This is a genomic window from Ruegeria sp. CDSC054 (assembly GCF_059610645.1).
The window spans coordinates 309379-326166 of the sequence record NZ_JBXWOA010000004.1; the positions used below are offsets into that span (position 1 = coordinate 309379).

Here is a 16788-nt window from a genome sequence, read left to right on the forward strand (position 1 = left end):
ATACCGCGCGCATACATGAGATTGGTGTAGAAGGAAAGGGGAACCGCGCAGGGCCGGTGAAGGACTGCGCAGCCTACGCCCGATCCATTTTGGACCGGGCCAGAGCCGTTCAAAAGAGTGCGTGCGCGAGGATCATCACCACGCCGCATCCCAGAGCATAGCCAGTGTCGACCATGATCGCGAACACGCTTTTTTGCGCCCAGGCCCCGACCGAGGCCGTCTGCGCCGCCACTGCAAGGATGGCCAGAAGGGCGACGCCCAGGCTGTTGGTGGTTTCGGTGAGCGCGATCACGGTGGCCAGCAAGATCAGGAACACGATCTGAGCGGCCATCTGAGGCAATGGCGGCGATTCCGGCGGTGTCGGATCGATCCGCGTTCCTTCGGCCCAGCGTTTCTGGAATCCGACCGGTCCATAGACCAGCCATCCCAGCAGAAAGGCCGCGATCACCCCCGCTGCAAGGGCCAGCCAGTTGATCATAGCGCTGTCTCCAGCGCTGCAAGGATCGCAGTCCATCCGCCCTCATGATTGTCGCGGCTTTCCTGTGATGGGAATCGGACGTGATGCAGTCGCAATTCGGTCCCTGCATCGGTTGGCGTGAAATTCAGCGTCACGGTGGAATCATCCTGACTGTACGGAGAGTTCCAAGTAAATTGAAGCCGGTTCGGGCGGTCGATGACCTTGTATTCGCCCTCATGTGGCAGGTCACCCGCTTCGGGTGCACGCATGATGATCTTGAACCGTCCACCGACCTTTGCATCGGAATGCGCCTCTGGCACCGTCATACCCGGCCCCGGCAGCATGAATTTGGCCAGCATATCCGGGTTCAGCCAGGCGTCGAACACCTTTTCGGGTGGGTGCGGGATTGCGCGTGTAATTTCAAGTGACAGATCCGTCATCTTCTGGGTCCTCCAAAGCAGTTTCCAAAGCGTCGAGCCGAAGCGCCCAGATCGAACGCAAACCGGCAAACCATTCATCCACGGCTGACAAGGGATCCATTTGAACCTCGATCAAATGCTCGCGCCATTCCGTCCGGCGCCGCACCAATTCGGCGTTTTCCAACACCTTGATGTGCTTGGATACCGAATTGAGGCTCATATCGAATTGCCGCGCGATGTCCGTCACCCGCAAGGGTCCCTGCTGCGCAAGCATCGTCAGGATCGCACGGCGGGTTGGGTCGGACGCGGCCTTCAATATCGCGCTCAAATCAGAGCGACTCTCTCGTTCAACCATATGGATGAATTACACCCTTCTTCTGCTTCAGTCAACCATTTGGGTGAATAACACGGATAAAGCCCCTTGGCCAGAAGTTGGGACCAATGATCCCGGTGCCGTCCAAAGTCGTTTATCAAGTTAGATAAATTCACTAACGGGAATGCGTTTGGTGAAATTATGTCGTCAGTGTAAGCTGTTATCACGAAGCCCGCGGTCGAATTGACGGAGAAGCGCCAAGGGACAAAATCTCGTTTCCGTCCGCTGGTCGAATACCTTGGCGTTTGCACTTAGCGAACAGAAGGGCAGACGAATGGCACAAACCAAGAAAATGCTGGATCCGGACCCCCGGATTTACGACTTCGAGACCGAATACGAGCTTGGGCAAGACAACGTCCGGCCATTCGGTCTGGACATCCACAACCCGGTCTTTTTGATCTCGAGCATCCTGATCTTTGCGTTCGTTCTGATCGCTTTGGCCAACCAAGAGGGTACCGCGGCACTGTTTGGCTGGCTAAGACCATGGCTCACCAGCACGTTTGACTGGTTCCTGGTCCTGTCGGTCGACGCAATCACATTGTTCTGTCTTGTTCTGATCGTGCTGCCGGTTGGCAAGGTGCGGATCGGTGGCAAGGACGCAAAGCCCGACTATTCCTATGCCGGGTGGATTGCGATGATGTTCGCGGCTGGTATCGGCATCGGGCTGTTGTTCTTTGGAGTGATGGAGCCCGTCTATTACAATTTTGCCGAAGACGGCAACGCGGTGCCACTGGGCATCGACATCGCCGTTCCGGGCAATGAATATGCTGGAGTCGTCGGTACAATCCATCACTGGGGGCTGGAAGGCTGGGCGGTCTACGCCGCTGTTGGTCTAAGCCTGGCCATCTTTGCCTATAACCTTGATCTGCCCTTAACCCTGCGGTCGGCCTTCTACCCGATCCTGGGCGAACGCGTCTGGGGTTGGTGGGGCCACATCATCGATACCTTGGCTGTGTTTGCGACGCTCTTTGGCCTGACCACCTCGTTGGGTCTTGGTGCGCAGCAGGTTGCGGCGGGCCTGAATGAGGTGTTCGGCATCGAACCCAGCCCAACCGTCACAGTCCTGCTGATCATCGGTATCACGTTGATTGCGTTGGGTTCGGTCCTGATGGGGATGGATGCTGGCGTCAAACGGTTGAGTGAAATCAACATGATCATGGCCGTCGGCCTGTTTATCTTCGTGATTGTTGTTACTGGCGTCGGCACGGCCATCGCACGGTATTTCAACGTGATGGTGGATTATGTGTACCACCTGCCGGCGCTGTCGAACCCGTTCGGACGCGAAGACACCAGTTACTTCCACGGCTGGACGACCTTCTATTGGGCCTGGTGGATCGCATGGTCGCCTTTTGTGGGCATGTTCATCGCCCGCATCTCAAAAGGTCGCACAGTGCGCGAGTTCATCCTTTGCGCCCTGCTCGCACCAACGGCTGTTTGTGCCTTGTGGATGTCGACCTTTGGCGGTGCCGCCATCGACATGTTGAACGCAGGTGGAGCCGAAGGTGTGCGTGCCACAGTGATCGACAGCTACGCCCCTGAAGGTGCCCTGTTCGGATTCCTCAAGGAGCTGCCGCTTTACAGTATTGTTGCGCCAATCGCCCTGGTCCTGATCGTGGTGTTCTTTGTCACCTCGTCGGATTCCGGTTCGCTGGTGATCGACACGATTACTGCGGGTGGCAAGATGGACGCACCGGTGGTTCAGCGGGTGTTCTGGTGCACTTTGGAAGGTCTGGTCGCCATTGCGCTGTTGCTTGGCGGGGGCCTCTCTGCACTGCAAGGTGCTGCGGTTTCGACAGGTATCCCGTTCACCTTGGTGGTTCTGATCATGTGCTACTGCTTGTGGCTGGCGCTGAAATCAGAAAAAGCTAAGATGTAGGGCCTTGATCCGATACATTCTGGACGCCCGCCTTTTGGCGGGCGTTCTTTTGCCGCCGGACAACCGAAAACGCCCGGAAACTTCGCGGAGAAAAAGCAAGGCACAGGCTAGAGGCCCTGAAGCTTAAACTTCTGCGACACTCACAGCAGTTTCGAGCGCTTGATCAAGACTGTTCGCCACCTGATCCACGTCGTCCAACGACAAACACAGCGGTGGCACCATCCGTAGGCATTGTTGAAACGGGCCGGACTTTGACAGGATAATTCCTTGTGCGCGGCAGGCTTCGAAAACTTCTGTGGTCATGTCCTTGTCCGGCGTTTTGCTATCCCGGTCTTTCACGAATTCCAGCGCAAGCATAAGGCCTTTCCCGCGAACATCGCCGATGACCTGATACTTGTCTTTCAAGCCATGCAGCCTTTCCAGCAAGGCGGCCCCTACAACGCGGGCGTTTTCCTGCAACCCTTCGTCCCGCATGACAGCAAGAACCGCACGGGCTGCGGCAGCCGAGGTCGGGTTGGCCCCATAGGTGTGGAACATGAACCTTTCCGCCATCGGTTCCGCAATATGTTTCTTGGCCACAACCGCCCCGATCGGGAAGCCATTTCCAAGACCTTTTGCCATGACGACGATGTCGGGTACGACGCCGTCCGCTTCGAACCCCCAGAAGTTTTCGCCAGTGCGGCCAAAGCCCGACTGCACCTCGTCCGCGATATAAAGACCTCCTTCCGCGCGCACGCGTTTGGCTGCGCCGGACATATAACCGGGCGGCATTTCGATGATGCCACCATAGCCCTGCACGCTTTCGACAAAGATGCCCGCCACATTGCCGGATGTGGCTGTGGCGATGGTGCGATCGATCTCATCCAGATAGGGCTGCGTGCCCGGCCCAAAGATGCCGCGGTATTGATTGGGTTCCGGCACAAAGGCCACGTTGCCGGGCATGCCCGGGTGACGCCAGCCCGAGATACCGGTAATCGACTGCGCCGCAGCCGTTGGCCCGTGATATGCGGTGCGCAGCGCAAGTAAATCCAGATTGCCTGTGTAAGTGCGCGCCATGGTCATCGCCAGATCAACCGCTTCGGATCCGGAGTTGGTCAGATGCACCACCCAGTCATGTCCTTTGGGCATCGTCGCGGCCAGTTCTTCGGCCAGATGTGCTGGTGTCGGGTGGTAGAACATTGTCGTGCAGTGGGTCAGTTCCTGCGCCTGTGCTGCTGCCGCCGCCACCACGCGCGGGTGCGAGTGCCCGACCGAGATACAGACATTCATGCCCAGCAGATCGGTGTATTTCCGACCATCCGTATCCCAAAGGTATTGTCCCTGACCTTTCTTGAAAACGATAGGTTCGCGAAACGGTGTGAACCGCGTTAGTGAGGCAGCATAGTACTGGTCCCGTCGCGCGGCGGTGTTCGAAAAGTCCCAGTCGGTGTGAAGGGCGTGGTCGGTCATTCGGAACCTCCGGTTTTCAAGCGTGAGTTTTCGGGGTCAAAGGGAGCCTTTGGCAGGATGGTTGCCGCACGATGCTGGCCCAGTATTGAGATGGTCAGCCCGTCTCGCGCGGTCTGGTCGCGCAGATAGGCCAGGGCCAGAACTTTTCCGGTCCGGTGGCCATAGGCACCCGAGGTGGCGATCCCAACGGGCAGATCGTCTTTCCAGATCGTGTGGGAGTAGAACGGGTCAATCTCACCGGCCTCGACCTCAAGCAGCACCATATCCCACGTGTTGTCTCGGCCCAGTCCGTGGCGCAGGTCCTTGCGGACAAACGGGGTCAGACCGGCCTCAAGCGGGCTGCGTTCGGTCGTCAGGTCACTGCCCCAACCGCGATACCCTTTTTCAAGGCGCATGGAGTTTGCTGCATAGGCCCCATAGAACCCAAGACCAAGCGGTTTGGCGACCTCTTCCAGCGTCGTGAAAAGCTGCACGGCATTTTCTTTGGCCACATGCAATTCCCAGCCACATTCGCCCAGATAAGACACCCGCAGAGCGCGCAGGGAAATCCCGCCTACATGGGTCTCTTGCGCGGTGAGCCAGGGCATATGGTTCAACTCGGGCAACACATCGGCGGATTTGGGTCCCATGACGCCGATAACTGCCAGATCCTCAGACACGTTTCGAACGGTGACGTCAAAGCCTTTGGCAACCTGTGTCAGAAGATCCTGGTCGATCTGCTCGGCCGCGGCGGCGCTGGTCAGATAGGCGTGATCCTCGGCCAAGCGTGTGACGGTGAACTCTGACAATACGCCGCCTTTGGGTGTCAGCGCATGGGTCAGGCCGATCCGGCCCGGCTGGATGGCGCGGTTTGCGCCCAATGCTTGTAGGAAGGCCGCGATATCGGGGCCGGTGACGTCGAATTTCGAAAACACCGACAGGTCGCCCATGGCGACGCGGTTGTGCGCGGCCTCGACCTCTTGCGCCACGGGTTCGAACCAATTGGCGCGACGGAAGGTTTCGTCGGCGACTGCTCCGGGTGTGTCCGAGAACCAGTTTGGACGTTCCCACCCATAGGCCGCACCCATCACCGCGCCGCGTTCGACCATTAGGTCATGCAGTGGAGACAGGCGCAGACCGCGCCCGGCGGGGCGTTCTTCGTGCGGATAGTGCACGCCGAATTGCAGGCCGAAGCACTCGACGGCCTTGGCCACGCGATAATCACGATCAGCCCAGGACCCAAAGCGGCGCGAGTCCACGGCCAGCGCATCCATCGGCGGCGCGCCGTGGGTCATCCAATGCGCAAGGAACCAGCCCGCGCCGCCGCCTTCCATGACGCCCATCGACGAGCCGGTCAAAAGCCACGCGTTTTGAAGCCCATGCGCAGGCCCGATCAGCGGATTGGCGTCGGGCGTGAACGTGATCGGGCCGTTAATCACCGATTTTACACCACCGGTTTCCAGCGCCGGAATCCGATCCATCGCGGCCATGATGATATGTTCCACACTGTCCAGATCCGGCGGCATCAGATCCGCGCCAAACTCCGGTGGCACACCATCGACCGACCAGACCTTGGCGTCTTTTTCATACGGCCCAAGGATCAGCCCATCGCGTTCCTGCCGCACATACCAGCTTTCTTCGGGGTCGCGGATGATCGGCAGCTCTGGCAATCCCTCTTTGATCCGAGATGACACGGCCTCCACCGTGTCCGTCACCAGATATTGGTGCAGCACCGGAACAGACGGGATGTTGAGGCCCATCATATGCCCGATTTCCCAACCCCAGGTGCCTGCAGCGTTGACTACGTGGGTGGTTTCGATGATCTCTTTCGCGGTCTCGATCCGCCAATGGTCCTGCTGACGCTCAATCGCGGTGACCGCGCAGTTGCGCATGATCCGCGCCCCGCCCCGCCGGGCAACCTCGGCCATCGCGTGGGTTGCCAGCGTAGGGTCTACATGGCCGTCATCGGGTTCATAGATCCCCCCGATCAGCCCATCCAGTTTGGCCAGAGGGAACAGCTCGGCGATGCGCTCGGGCGTCAGCACCTCCAGCGGGTAACCGGTGAATTCGGACAGACCGGCCACATGGCGGAACTCGTCCATTCGGTCGGGGTTGCGTGTGATCCGCATCGCACCCAAGCGGTGAAAGCCGCAATCGCGTCCTGTTTCCTGCGGAAGTATATCGCGGTAAAGCCGAACAGAGGCAGCACGCAATTCCTGAATGGTGGGATTATGCGCGAAATGAGTACACAGTCCCGCCGCATGCCAGGTCGATCCGTGGGTCAGGTCGTTTTTCTCGACCAGCAGAACATCGGACCAGCCAGCCTTGACCAGATGATACATCAGCGACACGCCCATGGCCCCGCCGCCGATGATAGTAACCTGCGCCTTGATCATGCGCGCATCCTTTCGCCTGAGGGATCAAAGGGTGGGCGTCGCAAGGGCTGCGCGGGATAGTCCTGCCCGGCGACCCGAACCGTGAATTTTCGATCGCATGTCTGGGCCAACGTCTCGCCCGGTTGGACCGCGACCATGGCAAAACACAGGTTCAGCCCCGTACGCGGCCCGCGCCCGCCCGAGGTTGTCAGCCCCACATGGGTGCCATGCTCGAACACCGGTTCGTCATGCAGCATCAGGGCATTGCCGTGAACCTGCAGAAGGATCAGGCGCTGTTGCAAGCCGTTGGACTTTTGCTGTTCCAGCGCCGCTTTGCCCTGAAACTCCTTGTCCCAGTCGATGGTGAACCCCAGGCCGGCTTCCAGCGGAGTGATCTTGGGGCCAAGTTCATGCCCCCAGTGTTTGAAACCCTTCTCCAACCGGCAGGCATCCACCGCATAGTGACCCAGCGGGCGCGCGTCTGCCTTGTGGAGGGTGTCGAACAGCTGAGGGGCCTGCGCGTTGGGTACGGTTAGTTCCCAGCCCAATTCTCCGACAAAACTAACGCGCGTGCCGCGGCAAGTAATGCCTGCCATTTCGGCGGTGGCGGTATAGCCAAATGCCATTTCTGGTAGGCTGCCAAGACCCTGTAGCAGCGTCCGGCTGCCACCTCCCATTACACCGATTGTGCAGAATGCTTCGGTCACATCCCTGACAGACACATCGCCCTTCAAATGCCTGCGCAGGAACATCAGATCGCGCATCCGCGTGGCAGCGCCTGAAGTCAGATGAAACGCATCCCGACCCAACCGCGTGATGGTCACATCCATTTCGATCCCACCGCGCGCGTTGAGTATCTGCGTATAGACAGCCCGACCAATGGGCACGTCCATCTGCGCGGTCGTCAGGCGGTTCAATGAACCCAGAGCATCCGGTCCGGTGATGTCGAGCTTGGTAAAAGGGCTCAGATCAATCAACACGGTGCCCTCATCCATGACCGCCGCTTCGGCTCTGGCCAGCGGCCACCACCGCTGATCCGCCACCGAATAGTCCTGCGCCGGACCATAGTATATTCCGCGTTCCCAACCGGCAGTCAGGCCGAAATGCGCCCCGGCCTTAGCCCAGCAATCGTGCAGCGCGGTGGTGCGCAGACCTCTGCCTGATTTGGGCTGTTTATATGGCCAGTGAAGGGCAAAAAGATCAGCAACCGCCTCTTCCATTCGGTCGGCCATGTGTTCGGTGCTGGCTGTGGCGGGGTCGGCCCGGGCGACATCGACCTCCCACATATCCATCGAGGGGTGGCCGTCGACCATCCAATCTGCCAGCGCCCGTCCAATCCCCGCCGAGGACATGACCCCGACCGAGTTCATTCCCGCAGCGACAAACAGACCATTGACCGATGTTTCGCCTACAAGGGGTCTCGTGTCGGCCGTGAAACTCTCGGGGCCGTTCATGAAATGCTGGATGCCGACCCTTTCAAGGCTGGGGCAAAGCTCTAACGCCGCCTCCATGAAAGGGGCGAACTGGTGCCAGTCTTCAGCCAGTTCAAGGAAAGGTCGGTCTCCTTCGGGGCCGTAGGCATCCCAACATTTCGCATTGGGTTCAAAGCCACCAATGACCAGTTTGCCCGCGTCGCCCTTGATGTAGATGCCTCGATCCAGATCCCGGATCACTGGAAATGGGTTCGGCAGGTCGGGGATGGGTTCGGTGACCACATACATGTGCTCGACCGCCTGCAAGGGCAGCGTTACGCCAACATTTGCAGCCAGTTCGCGGGACCAGGCACCGGTGGCCAGAACGACCTGATCGGCGTCCAATTCGGTTCCATCAGCAAGAGTAACGCCGGTGATGCGCCCACCCTTTTTACGCAGTGACTGAACACTGGTGTTCTCGCGTATCGTCACCCTGCGATCCCGTGCGCCCTTGGCATAGGCCATGCACAGATCGACCGGGTTCACATTGGCATCTTCGGGCACATAAAGCGCGCCCACATGGTTGTTCAGATCGAGCTGTGGCAGAGGCACGTCCGAGGCGGCGATCACTCGCGGCGTCAGACCCTGAGTCTGGCCCAGATCAGAAATCCTGCGAAGCTCATCCAGGCGGGCGGGGTCGCGTGCCAGCCAATAACCGGACGTGCGGCGATATCCTGTGGACATGCCGGTCTCGGCCTCAAGGGCGGGGAAAACCTTAAGTGCCGCCATGGCCAATTGGGTCATATTTGGCGTCGCGCGTAGTGGGCCGACAATTCCAGCCGCATGCCAGGACGTGCCCGAGGTCAGCTGATTGCGTTCCAGAACCGTGACGTCACTCGAACCGCGCTTGGCCAGATGGTAGGCTAGGCTAAGGCCGATGGCGCCACCACCGATGATCAAAATGCGGCTCATCAAAAGTAATCCTGATCAGGTTTCTCGGCCTTGCGCTGCGCGATGTAGTCCTGCAGCGCGGCGTCGATGTCGGGATCGAGACCGGGGTCTTCGTAAGCGTCCAGCCGTTCCTTCCAGATTGCATTGGCGCGTGTCGCGGCGTCCAACTCTCCAGCCGCGTGCCATTGCTCGAATGAATTGTCGTCCGGGGTCCAGGGACGAAACAGCGCAGACATGAAATTGGCCTGCGTATGCTCGGAACCGAGGAAATGCTGTCCCGGACCGGTCGACGCAATAGCTTCCATTGCCTGGGCATTCTCGCTCATGTCGATGCCATCGAAGAACCGACCGATCTTGCCGCACAGATCATGATCCAGGATTGTCTTTTCGAACGAAGTCACCAAGCCGCCTTCAAGCCATCCAGTGGCGTGGTTGATCAGATTGGCGCCCGCGAACATCGACATCATCAACCCCCATGCGGCCTCTTGCTGGCTTTGGCCGTCCGGAACTTTTGAGGCGCTGAGCGTGCCAACCGTGTGCAGCGGCACCCCCAGCCTGCGGGCAAGCTGACCGGCAGCTAATACCATCAACCCGGCCTCGGGCGTGCCAAAGGTCGGTGCCCCGGATTTCATCGACATGGTTGAGGCAAAACTGCCCATCATGCAGGGTGCCCCGGGGTTTATCAGTTGGGTCAACGTCATCGCTGCCATGGTCTCGGCCAACACCTGAGCCAACGTCCCGGCAACGGTAGACGGCGACATGGCCCCGGTCAGAACCCAAGGGGTGCAAGCGACCGGTTGCCCGGCCCGGGCATAGGTTTTCAGCGCGCCCGACATGTGACTGTCCATCACCAACGGCGCGTTTGTATTCGAGACACAATACAGGGCGGCGTTTTCCGCCACGAAATCATCACCGAACACAATCCGTGCCATGTCGATTGCGTGGCCCGCGCGTTCGGCCCCGATAAAGGCCCCCATAAAGGCGCGGTCAGAATGGCGAATATGACCATAAAGCATGTCGAGATGGCGTTTATTGGCCGGTAAATCCACCGGCTCGCAAACCACGCCGCCCGAATGATGCAACCAGGGCAGGCTGTGATGCAGCTTGACCAGATCAACGAAATCCTGATGCGAGGCATAGCGCCGCCCGCGGTCCAGATCGTGCACAAAGGGCGGACCCCAAGCCGGACATAGCACGCTGGCATCGCCGCCCAGCTGAACGTTGTTGGCCGGGTTTCGGGCATGTTGAACGAACTGAGCCGGCGCTGTTGCCATGATCGTTTTGCGGCAGAACCCCGGCGTGAACCGCACACGCGAGCCATCTACGTCACAGCCTGCATCGGCAAAAATGCCTAGAATCTCTGGGTCGTCCTGAAACTCCATCCCGGTTTCGGCAAGGATGGTATCCGCATTGGCCTCGATCTGTTCCAACCCTGCCTCGCTGAGGACATTGAAGGTCGAAAGCTTGCGCAGAATAAACGGCGCGCGCGCCTCGGGAAGAGTGCGAGGTCCAGCGGCCCTGCGGCGTCGAGATGAGCGCGAACGTGTCATGGCCAAAGCGTTGACCGAGTGCTTGACGTAAACCAAGAAAATTCCAACAGTATAAAAATTATTTATACTAAGGATGAGCAATGCTGGATCATCGTAAACTCTCACCAAGTCTGATGCGTTCACTTGAGGTCTTCGTCGCCGTTGCGGAAACGGGTCAGATGCGGGCGGGCGCAAAACTTCTGAATCTGTCGCAGCCAGCAGCGTCCCAGCACGTCACAGCGCTGGAAAAGGCATTCGGCACTGTGCTTTTGGACCGCAGTACGCGTCCGGCGCGGCTGACCTATGCGGGTGCGCGTTTGCATGGAAGAGCGCAGAAAATTCTAGATGCACTTTCCGACATGGAAACGGAACTGCGCCACGTTGGCCAGAAATCCCTGACGCTGCTGCGGGTCGGCATTCAAGCCTCGATCGCCACGACGCTGACGCCCTCTTTGGTCGATTTCGCGCAGCGTGAGTTCAATGTCGAAGATATTACCCTGCATGCTGGCCAAAGCGGCAACCATGAACACCTGCTGCGGACGAAACAAGCGGACCTCGCGATCACATCAAATCCGTTTCTGGATATGGATGGCTTGGAGCGTCATCACGTTCTGACCGAAAGATACCTTCTGGTTCTTCCCGAAGCATATGACGGCCCGACAGACAGCCTAGAGGCGATCCAAACGCGGCTTCCTCTGGTGCGGTTCGGAGATACAACCAACGCGGGCCGCCAGATTGCGCAGCATCTGCGCCGATTGCGGTTTGAGCCCGACAAGGTCATCCAGGCGGACCGCTCCAGCATGGTTACGTCCTGTGTTTCTGCAGGTCAGGGGTTCAGCCTTTTGACGCCAACACTGCTGATCGATGGTCTGGTTGAGAATATGAGCCTGCAGTTGAAAGATCTTCCGGTCTCGGGCCTTTCGCGCACTTTGACAATTGTCGCCAGAAAGGAAGAGCTTCAGAGCTTTCCGGAGGCGCTTGCAGATATGTCCAGGCAGAAATTGGTGCAGCGCATCACCGGCCACATGGGCGACATCGGAGCAAAAAGCGTAGAGTACGATATGGTCTAGCGCGCCGTCACAAGCTTAACAGCGCGGGGAACTTCGGGCTCAGGTTCAGCCCAAAGTCGCTACCTGTTGGTGAACTTCGACAACATTGCCTTCGGGGTCGCGAAAGAACACTTGGTGCCACTCTTTCGAAAAGGCTGTGCCATAGTCCGAATAAGGAACCGCGTTTTCATCAAGTATCCTCAGGACCGCGGCAAGGTCATCCGTTCGGAACGCGATGTGTCCGCGGCTCACTGGATTGATGACCTGATCATTTTTAAAAGCGACGTCAAAGTCCCGTTCTGCCAGATGCATCTGCATGTTGCCGTCCGTTGCAAAGCGGATCTGGCCGTCATAACCGGCGTCTTCGGTTGCTTCAGAGCGCGGGAAATTCTGCTGCGGAATATCACCCAAACCCAAGACGTTTGTATAAAAGTCGTGTAGGCGGTCAACGTCGTCTGCCACCAGGTTAATATGATGAAATTCCAGCTTCATTTGGTTCCATTTTACTTGTCGTAACACACTGGATGTGTGCTTGGGGGACTGATGTATTGCGCAGCTGTTGATCAGGTCCCGGGATAGTGCCGACAGAGTTAGTGAACTGCAAGCCGGATTGAGCCCCACCATACCGCTACTTTGAGCGCGCGTTCCCTGATCCAACAAAAAACGCCCGCCAATTAGGGCGGGCGTCTAAAATCCAAAAGCGGCAGAAACCGGTATTAGCGGCGGATGCCCAGCTTTTTGATCAGATCCTGATAGCGCGCTTCTTCTTTGCCCTTCAGGTAGTCCAGCAGCTTACGGCGCTGGGCGACCATTTTCAGCAGACCGCGACGACCGTGGTTGTCTTTTTTGTGGGTCTTGAAGTGCTCGGTCAGGGTGGTGATGCGCGAGGTCAGGATGGCAACCTGGACTTCTGGCGAACCGGTGTCGCCGTCCTTGGTGCCGAATTCTTTCATGACGCGTGCTTTTTCAGCGGCAGTAATCGACATCGGGGTCTCCTTTAAAAGGTTAGAGTTGATGGCGCAGGCCGGGATGTCGTCCAGCACAGGCCCATGGAGAAAACCGCACTGATTCCGATGCGGATGGGCGCGTATAAGCGGATTTCAAGCAAATGGCAAAGGGATTCTATTGCTTCAACTCAGCGCATTGAGCTGCGATAGTTCCTGACCGTTGATCAGTTGGATATCGTCCAGGGTCAACCCTTTGGCACCCAGCAGTTGGGCGACGTTTTGTCCGTCGACCATGATACGGGTCAGGTTTTCGTTTTCAGCGTCTGTTTCAATGTTGATCTCCGGATATTCCTCGCCTTCCCACGAGATCAACAGCTTGTCCTGCCCGGGTTCAAAATCCATGACCTTGACGGCATCGTCATCCTCCTCGGGGTTCAGGTGGATGCTGTCAGCGCCTTCGCCTCCGGTCACGATGTCACCGCTATGGGCAGCTATAATGTCGTCGCCGGCACCGCCATTCAGAAAATCCACGGAGTCTTCGTTTTCGCCGTCCTCACCGGTCAGCACGTCGTCACCGTCGCCGCCAAACAAGACGTCTTCACCTGCGCCACCAGCAAGCTCATCGTCGCCATAGCCCCCATGCAGCGCATCCTCGCCCGCGCCTCCTGTCAGCGTGTCGTTGTCCTGACCGCCGTACAAATCGTCATCCCCATCGCCGCCGTCCAGCCTGTCGTCGCCGAAATGACCAAAAATCTTGTCGTCGCCATCATCACCGGACAGGACGTCATCGTTACTTTCGCCATGCAAAACATCATCGCCTTCGCCGCCCTGGATTGTATCAACGCCAACGCCGCCATGCAGAGTGTCATCGCCCATGCCCCCCAGCACAGTGTCGTCGCCACCGTAGCCGTTGATCTGGTCGTCGCCATCTTGCCCGGTCAGAATGTTTGTGTCGTCGTCCCCGGCCACAACCAAATCGCCTTCGAATTCTGAGACTATGGTCCCAGTCGAGGCCTCTTCGACTTTGTCGATGGTTTCATCAATCTCGAGATAACTGCCGTCAGAGATCTCTTGCGGTTCATCTTCGATGATCTCGTCTTCTTCGGTGTCGTCGTCAGCCTCGATAATACCGCCCATCGCATAGGCTGCTCCGCCCATTGCGGCCAGGCTCAGCAATCCGAACAGAAACATGGCAACCCTCCGAGAACGCACTGCTCCGAGGGTGAAATATCCCATATGATCAGTCAGTTGGTCAAAGCCAAGCTGAACTTGTGGTTAACCGTTGATCACCAAGGTTCGGGCTGTTGGGTATAGGCGATGTAAAGCGGGTGTTTGGGATGCCCGCCCTTGGTCAGCCCCAGATGAAACAGCGGCTGCCTGGTGTCGCGCAGAAGGGTTTCAACTGCAGGGCCACGGTCCAGATGCGCGCCATGGGTGCCCCAGGCGGCGATGACTTGATCGGCCCATTGCACGCCGTCCAGAATAGCCGCGTCGTTCTCGGGTCCTACCGGGTCGGCAGCAGCGCGCATCTTGCGCGGGTCCGTGTCGCGCCATGCGAAGATGTTGGTTACCTGAAACGCTCCGAACCCCAGCGCCCGCGCTCGGCGCTCGCAGCGTTCCACCGTCGGGTCGTTCTGAACTTCGGTCGCGGTTGACGGGTTCAGCATCACGAACAGAGCTTTGCGCCCCGCAGGATCCCAGATACGGGTCAGGCTATAGCGATATTTCTCGCAGTCGGAATAGATGGCGGTCGAGGGCGCGTCGCCCTTGGTGTGCGTTCGGGTAATCATGCCCTTCGCCTAGCACGTGGCTTAGGTAACGAACACCCGGCTGGGGTGCAATTCGCCCGATTTGTAGATCCCTACCGCCACGGCCTTGCCGTCCAGCGAAGCCCAGGCTTCATCGCCGTATTCCACGTCCGAGGCCAGAACCATGCCCGGGTTTCCGTTGCGCAGGCGGGTTGCGCCTTCGGGTGTGCATTTCAATTCAGGCAGATCGGCGAGGCCGGTTTCCAGCGGGTGCAGGTAGTCGTCCAGCGCAGTGGTCTTTGCCATCTCGTCGATCTTTTCGATGCTCAACCCGTCTTCGACATCGAATGGGCCGGACCAGATGCGGCGCAGTTCCCGAACGTGTCCGTGGCATCCCAGCGCCGCGCCCAGATCGCGGGCGATTGAGCGGACATAGCCGCCCTTGCCGCAGGTCATTTCCAGCGTCACGTGGTCTTCGTCGGGGCGGTCGACCAAAATCAACTCCTCAACCCATAGCGGACGTGCGGCCAATTCCACATCTTCGCCATCGCGGGCCAGCTTGTAGGCGCGCTGGCCGTCGATTTTCACGGCCGAGAACTTGGGTGGGACCTGCATGATATCACCCAGAAACGGGGCCAGTGCTTGTTTGATATCGTCATCCGATGGGCGCGCATCGCTGCTCGCAATCACTTCGCCTTCGGCATCATCGGTATTGGTGGCCTGACCCAAACGCACGGTGAATGTGTAGGCTTTCAACGCATCGGTGATGTAGGGAACGGTCTTGGTCGCCTCACCTAGTGCCACGGCCAGTACGCCAGTCGCTTCGGGGTCCAGTGTGCCCGCATGGCCCGCCTTCTTGGCATCCATCGCCCAGCGTACCTTGTTGACTACTGCAGTCGAGGTCATGCCCGCGGGCTTATCCACCACCAGCCAACCGGAAATGTCGCGACCCTTGCGTTTGCGTCCCATTCTACACCCTGAATCTTGCCGAGGCGCGCGACCTAACGGATCGTTCTGCCACTGTCAATTTCAGGGCGTATCTTCGACCACACCTACAATAGGGCCTAGCGAAAACCCGACATCCGACCGATTGCCCGCGCGTTCATACATCCGAGAGATATTGCCGTCGAAGAACAGGGCATTCGGGGTATCCAGTACATCGCGGAACAAGCTGCCGAACTCGTGAAAGGTGACATAGTCATCCGAGATCGCGAATACCGCCCGTGTCCCATCCGCGTTGGTACCAACGCCGTTGCGCACATAGCGCGAGGTCGAATCGGGCAAGAAGCGCGGGTGCAGTTCACCGTCTATGACCAGCATCGGGCCGGATTGCGTGGCGAAACGGCATTGCGGAGCCTGATCAACATATTCCAAGGTTTCGAAGACGTCGGCACGGCCCTCGCGGATGCAAAACACCCCGTTCGGCAGCAAGCCGAAATTGCCTGGACCGGCATTCGGGATCACGCGCATCTGTTCCTGACCGCCTTCGACATAATGCCCAACGGGCGAGCGGTCGTCATGATACATACCCGCGTTCATGGCAAATGCCAGTCGCTTTCCCTGTGGGGCCAGTGCCTCGTTCACAGATGAGAAATGGCCCAGCACGTCGCCTTCTTCATCATTGAGAAATAAACGCAGCTCTTCGCCTGCGGCATCCACCTCACATACGGTGTACCGCTTGTCCTCATGGGTCACCTTTTCGCACGTAACCGCAGAGGCTTGCGCGGCCCAGAAGACCGCGCCCAAAATGACAAATGCGCGGATCACTCGTCCAGATCGCGGCGCACCGCGTCCTGATCGAACATGCGGCGGGTGTCATCCATTCGGTCAAACGTGTCATCCAGCCGGAACCGCAGATCGGGTGAGAATTTCAGACCGACCTTCTTGCCGACCGCCCGCCGCAATTCACCCTTGTTGCGGGCCAGCAGCGCGATCACATCCTCCTGCCCCTTGCCGCCCAAGGGCAACACATAGGCGGTGGCGATCTTCAGATCGGGCGAGGTGCGCACCTCACCCACGGTGATTGACATGCGGTTCAGGTCGGGGTCGTGGACATCTCCGCGCGCCAGAACCTCGGACAGGGTGCGGCGGATCAGTTCGCCGACACGGAGTTGTCGTTGGGACGGGCCGGGGCCATCGTGGAATTTGTTCTTTGCCATATCCCCGATCTAAGCCCAAAGCAGGGCTTTGCCAAGCGGGCGCGAACCGGGTAGGAGGCTTTGAG

General features: G+C 58.7%; 16 protein-coding genes. 2 read left to right on the forward strand and 14 right to left on the reverse strand.

Going from position 1 to position 16788, the window contains the following annotated elements; all coding sequences use genetic code 11:
* Positions 1-109: 109 nt before the first annotated feature.
* The 3 genes from AC2FGC_RS11380 to AC2FGC_RS11390 are packed head-to-tail and all read right to left on the reverse strand — an operon-like array spanning position 110 to position 1204.
* Complete coding sequence (locus AC2FGC_RS11380; RefSeq protein WP_496726364.1) at positions 110-478, reverse strand: DUF1761 family protein; 369 nt, start codon at positions 476-478, stop codon at positions 110-112.
* Positions 475-897 (reverse strand): SRPBCC family protein, encoded by a 423-nt coding sequence (locus tag AC2FGC_RS11385; protein WP_496726363.1) that lies wholly within the window; start codon positions 895-897, stop codon positions 475-477. The genes AC2FGC_RS11380 and AC2FGC_RS11385 overlap by 4 nt, the downstream gene beginning before the upstream one ends.
* Positions 878-1204, reverse strand: a complete 327-nt coding sequence (locus AC2FGC_RS11390; protein ID WP_496782356.1) for an ArsR/SmtB family transcription factor — start codon at positions 1202-1204, stop codon at positions 878-880. Before AC2FGC_RS11390 ends, AC2FGC_RS11385 begins: the two co-directional genes overlap by 20 nt.
* A 319-nt stretch (positions 1205-1523) precedes the next feature.
* Here AC2FGC_RS11390 and AC2FGC_RS11395 point away from each other — a divergent pair, with 319 nt between their 5' ends.
* Positions 1524-3125, forward strand: coding sequence for a BCCT family transporter (locus AC2FGC_RS11395; RefSeq protein ID WP_058277077.1), 1602 nt, complete (start codon positions 1524-1526; stop codon positions 3123-3125).
* Positions 3126-3248: 123 nt separating this feature from the next.
* Here the strand turns inward: AC2FGC_RS11395 and AC2FGC_RS11400 are convergent, their stop codons facing one another.
* The 4 genes from AC2FGC_RS11400 to AC2FGC_RS11415 are packed head-to-tail and all read right to left on the reverse strand — an operon-like array spanning position 3249 to position 10841.
* Positions 3249-4574 carry an aspartate aminotransferase family protein gene (locus AC2FGC_RS11400; RefSeq protein WP_496726361.1) on the reverse strand — a complete coding sequence of 442 codons (1326 nt, stop codon included), beginning with the start codon at positions 4572-4574 and terminating at the stop codon, positions 3249-3251.
* On the reverse strand, positions 4571-6949 hold the full coding sequence (locus AC2FGC_RS11405; RefSeq protein ID WP_496782358.1) for a GcvT family protein: 2379 nt from the start codon (positions 6947-6949) through the stop codon (positions 4571-4573). Before AC2FGC_RS11405 ends, AC2FGC_RS11400 begins: the two co-directional genes overlap by 4 nt.
* The gene (locus tag AC2FGC_RS11410) at positions 6946-9312 is read right to left on the reverse strand and encodes a GcvT family protein (RefSeq protein ID WP_496782360.1); all 2367 of its coding nucleotides are present in this window, start codon (positions 9310-9312) and stop codon (positions 6946-6948) included. Before AC2FGC_RS11410 ends, AC2FGC_RS11405 begins: the two co-directional genes overlap by 4 nt.
* Positions 9312-10841: a trimethylamine methyltransferase family protein gene (locus tag AC2FGC_RS11415; protein ID WP_496726358.1), complete on the reverse strand. Its 1530-nt coding sequence runs from the start codon at positions 10839-10841 to the stop codon at positions 9312-9314. The genes AC2FGC_RS11410 and AC2FGC_RS11415 overlap by 1 nt, the downstream gene beginning before the upstream one ends.
* Before the next feature lie 80 nt (positions 10842-10921).
* Here AC2FGC_RS11415 and AC2FGC_RS11420 point away from each other — a divergent pair, with 80 nt between their 5' ends.
* Positions 10922-11890, forward strand: coding sequence for a LysR family transcriptional regulator (locus AC2FGC_RS11420; RefSeq protein ID WP_496782361.1), 969 nt, complete (start codon positions 10922-10924; stop codon positions 11888-11890).
* 45 nt (positions 11891-11935) lie between these two features.
* Here AC2FGC_RS11420 and AC2FGC_RS11425 read toward each other — a convergent pair whose 3' ends face one another.
* The 7 genes from AC2FGC_RS11425 to rbfA form a co-directional block, all read right to left on the reverse strand.
* Positions 11936-12526, reverse strand: coding sequence for a VOC family protein (locus AC2FGC_RS11425; protein WP_496726356.1), 591 nt, complete (start codon positions 12524-12526; stop codon positions 11936-11938).
* 59 nt (positions 12527-12585) lie between these two features.
* Positions 12586-12855: a 30S ribosomal protein S15 gene (gene rpsO, locus AC2FGC_RS11430; protein WP_039543122.1), complete on the reverse strand. Its 270-nt coding sequence runs from the start codon at positions 12853-12855 to the stop codon at positions 12586-12588.
* Positions 12856-12999: 144 nt separating this feature from the next.
* Positions 13000-14007: a calcium-binding protein gene (locus AC2FGC_RS11435; RefSeq protein WP_496782363.1), complete on the reverse strand. Its 1008-nt coding sequence runs from the start codon at positions 14005-14007 to the stop codon at positions 13000-13002.
* Positions 14008-14102: 95 nt separating this feature from the next.
* A complete protein-coding gene (locus tag AC2FGC_RS11440) occupies positions 14103-14606 on the reverse strand; it encodes a DUF1643 domain-containing protein (protein ID WP_058277070.1) in 504 nt (167 codons plus the stop codon).
* Positions 14607-14627: 21 nt separating this feature from the next.
* Complete coding sequence (gene truB, locus AC2FGC_RS11445; RefSeq protein WP_496726354.1) at positions 14628-15533, reverse strand: tRNA pseudouridine(55) synthase TruB; 906 nt, start codon at positions 15531-15533, stop codon at positions 14628-14630.
* A gap of 60 nt (positions 15534-15593) precedes the next feature.
* The gene (locus AC2FGC_RS11450; RefSeq protein WP_496726353.1) at positions 15594-16331 is read right to left on the reverse strand and encodes a phosphodiester glycosidase family protein; all 738 of its coding nucleotides are present in this window, start codon (positions 16329-16331) and stop codon (positions 15594-15596) included.
* Positions 16328-16723, reverse strand: coding sequence for a 30S ribosome-binding factor RbfA (gene rbfA, locus AC2FGC_RS11455; RefSeq protein WP_058274960.1), 396 nt, complete (start codon positions 16721-16723; stop codon positions 16328-16330). The genes AC2FGC_RS11450 and rbfA overlap by 4 nt, the downstream gene beginning before the upstream one ends.
* Between the last annotated feature and the right edge of the window lie 65 nt (positions 16724-16788).

Excerpts from the sequence above, each read along its gene's own strand:
- rbfA (WP_058274960.1), bottom strand. The coding sequence starts at position 16,723 with ATGGCAAAGAACAAATTCCACGATGGCCCCGGCCCGTCCCAACGACAA.
- AC2FGC_RS11415 (WP_496726358.1), bottom strand. The coding sequence starts at position 10,841 with ATGACACGTTCGCGCTCATCTCGACGCCGCAGGGCCGCTGGACCTCGC.
- AC2FGC_RS11385 (WP_496726363.1), bottom strand. The coding sequence starts at position 897 with ATGACGGATCTGTCACTTGAAATTACACGCGCAATCCCGCACCCACCC.
- AC2FGC_RS11400 (WP_496726361.1), bottom strand. The coding sequence starts at position 4,574 with ATGACCGACCACGCCCTTCACACCGACTGGGACTTTTCGAACACCGCC.
- AC2FGC_RS11435 (WP_496782363.1), bottom strand. The coding sequence starts at position 14,007 with ATGTTTCTGTTCGGATTGCTGAGCCTGGCCGCAATGGGCGGAGCAGCC.
- AC2FGC_RS11380 (WP_496726364.1), bottom strand. The coding sequence starts at position 478 with ATGATCAACTGGCTGGCCCTTGCAGCGGGGGTGATCGCGGCCTTTCTG.
- AC2FGC_RS11405 (WP_496782358.1), bottom strand. The coding sequence starts at position 6,949 with ATGATCAAGGCGCAGGTTACTATCATCGGCGGCGGGGCCATGGGCGTG.
- AC2FGC_RS11420 (WP_496782361.1), top strand. The coding sequence starts at position 10,922 with ATGCTGGATCATCGTAAACTCTCACCAAGTCTGATGCGTTCACTTGAG.
- AC2FGC_RS11395 (WP_058277077.1), top strand. The coding sequence starts at position 1,524 with ATGGCACAAACCAAGAAAATGCTGGATCCGGACCCCCGGATTTACGAC.
- truB (WP_496726354.1), bottom strand. The coding sequence starts at position 15,533 with ATGGGACGCAAACGCAAGGGTCGCGACATTTCCGGTTGGCTGGTGGTG.
- AC2FGC_RS11440 (WP_058277070.1), bottom strand. The coding sequence starts at position 14,606 with ATGATTACCCGAACGCACACCAAGGGCGACGCGCCCTCGACCGCCATC.
- AC2FGC_RS11410 (WP_496782360.1), bottom strand. The coding sequence starts at position 9,312 with ATGAGCCGCATTTTGATCATCGGTGGTGGCGCCATCGGCCTTAGCCTA.
- rpsO (WP_039543122.1), bottom strand. The coding sequence starts at position 12,855 with ATGTCGATTACTGCCGCTGAAAAAGCACGCGTCATGAAAGAATTCGGC.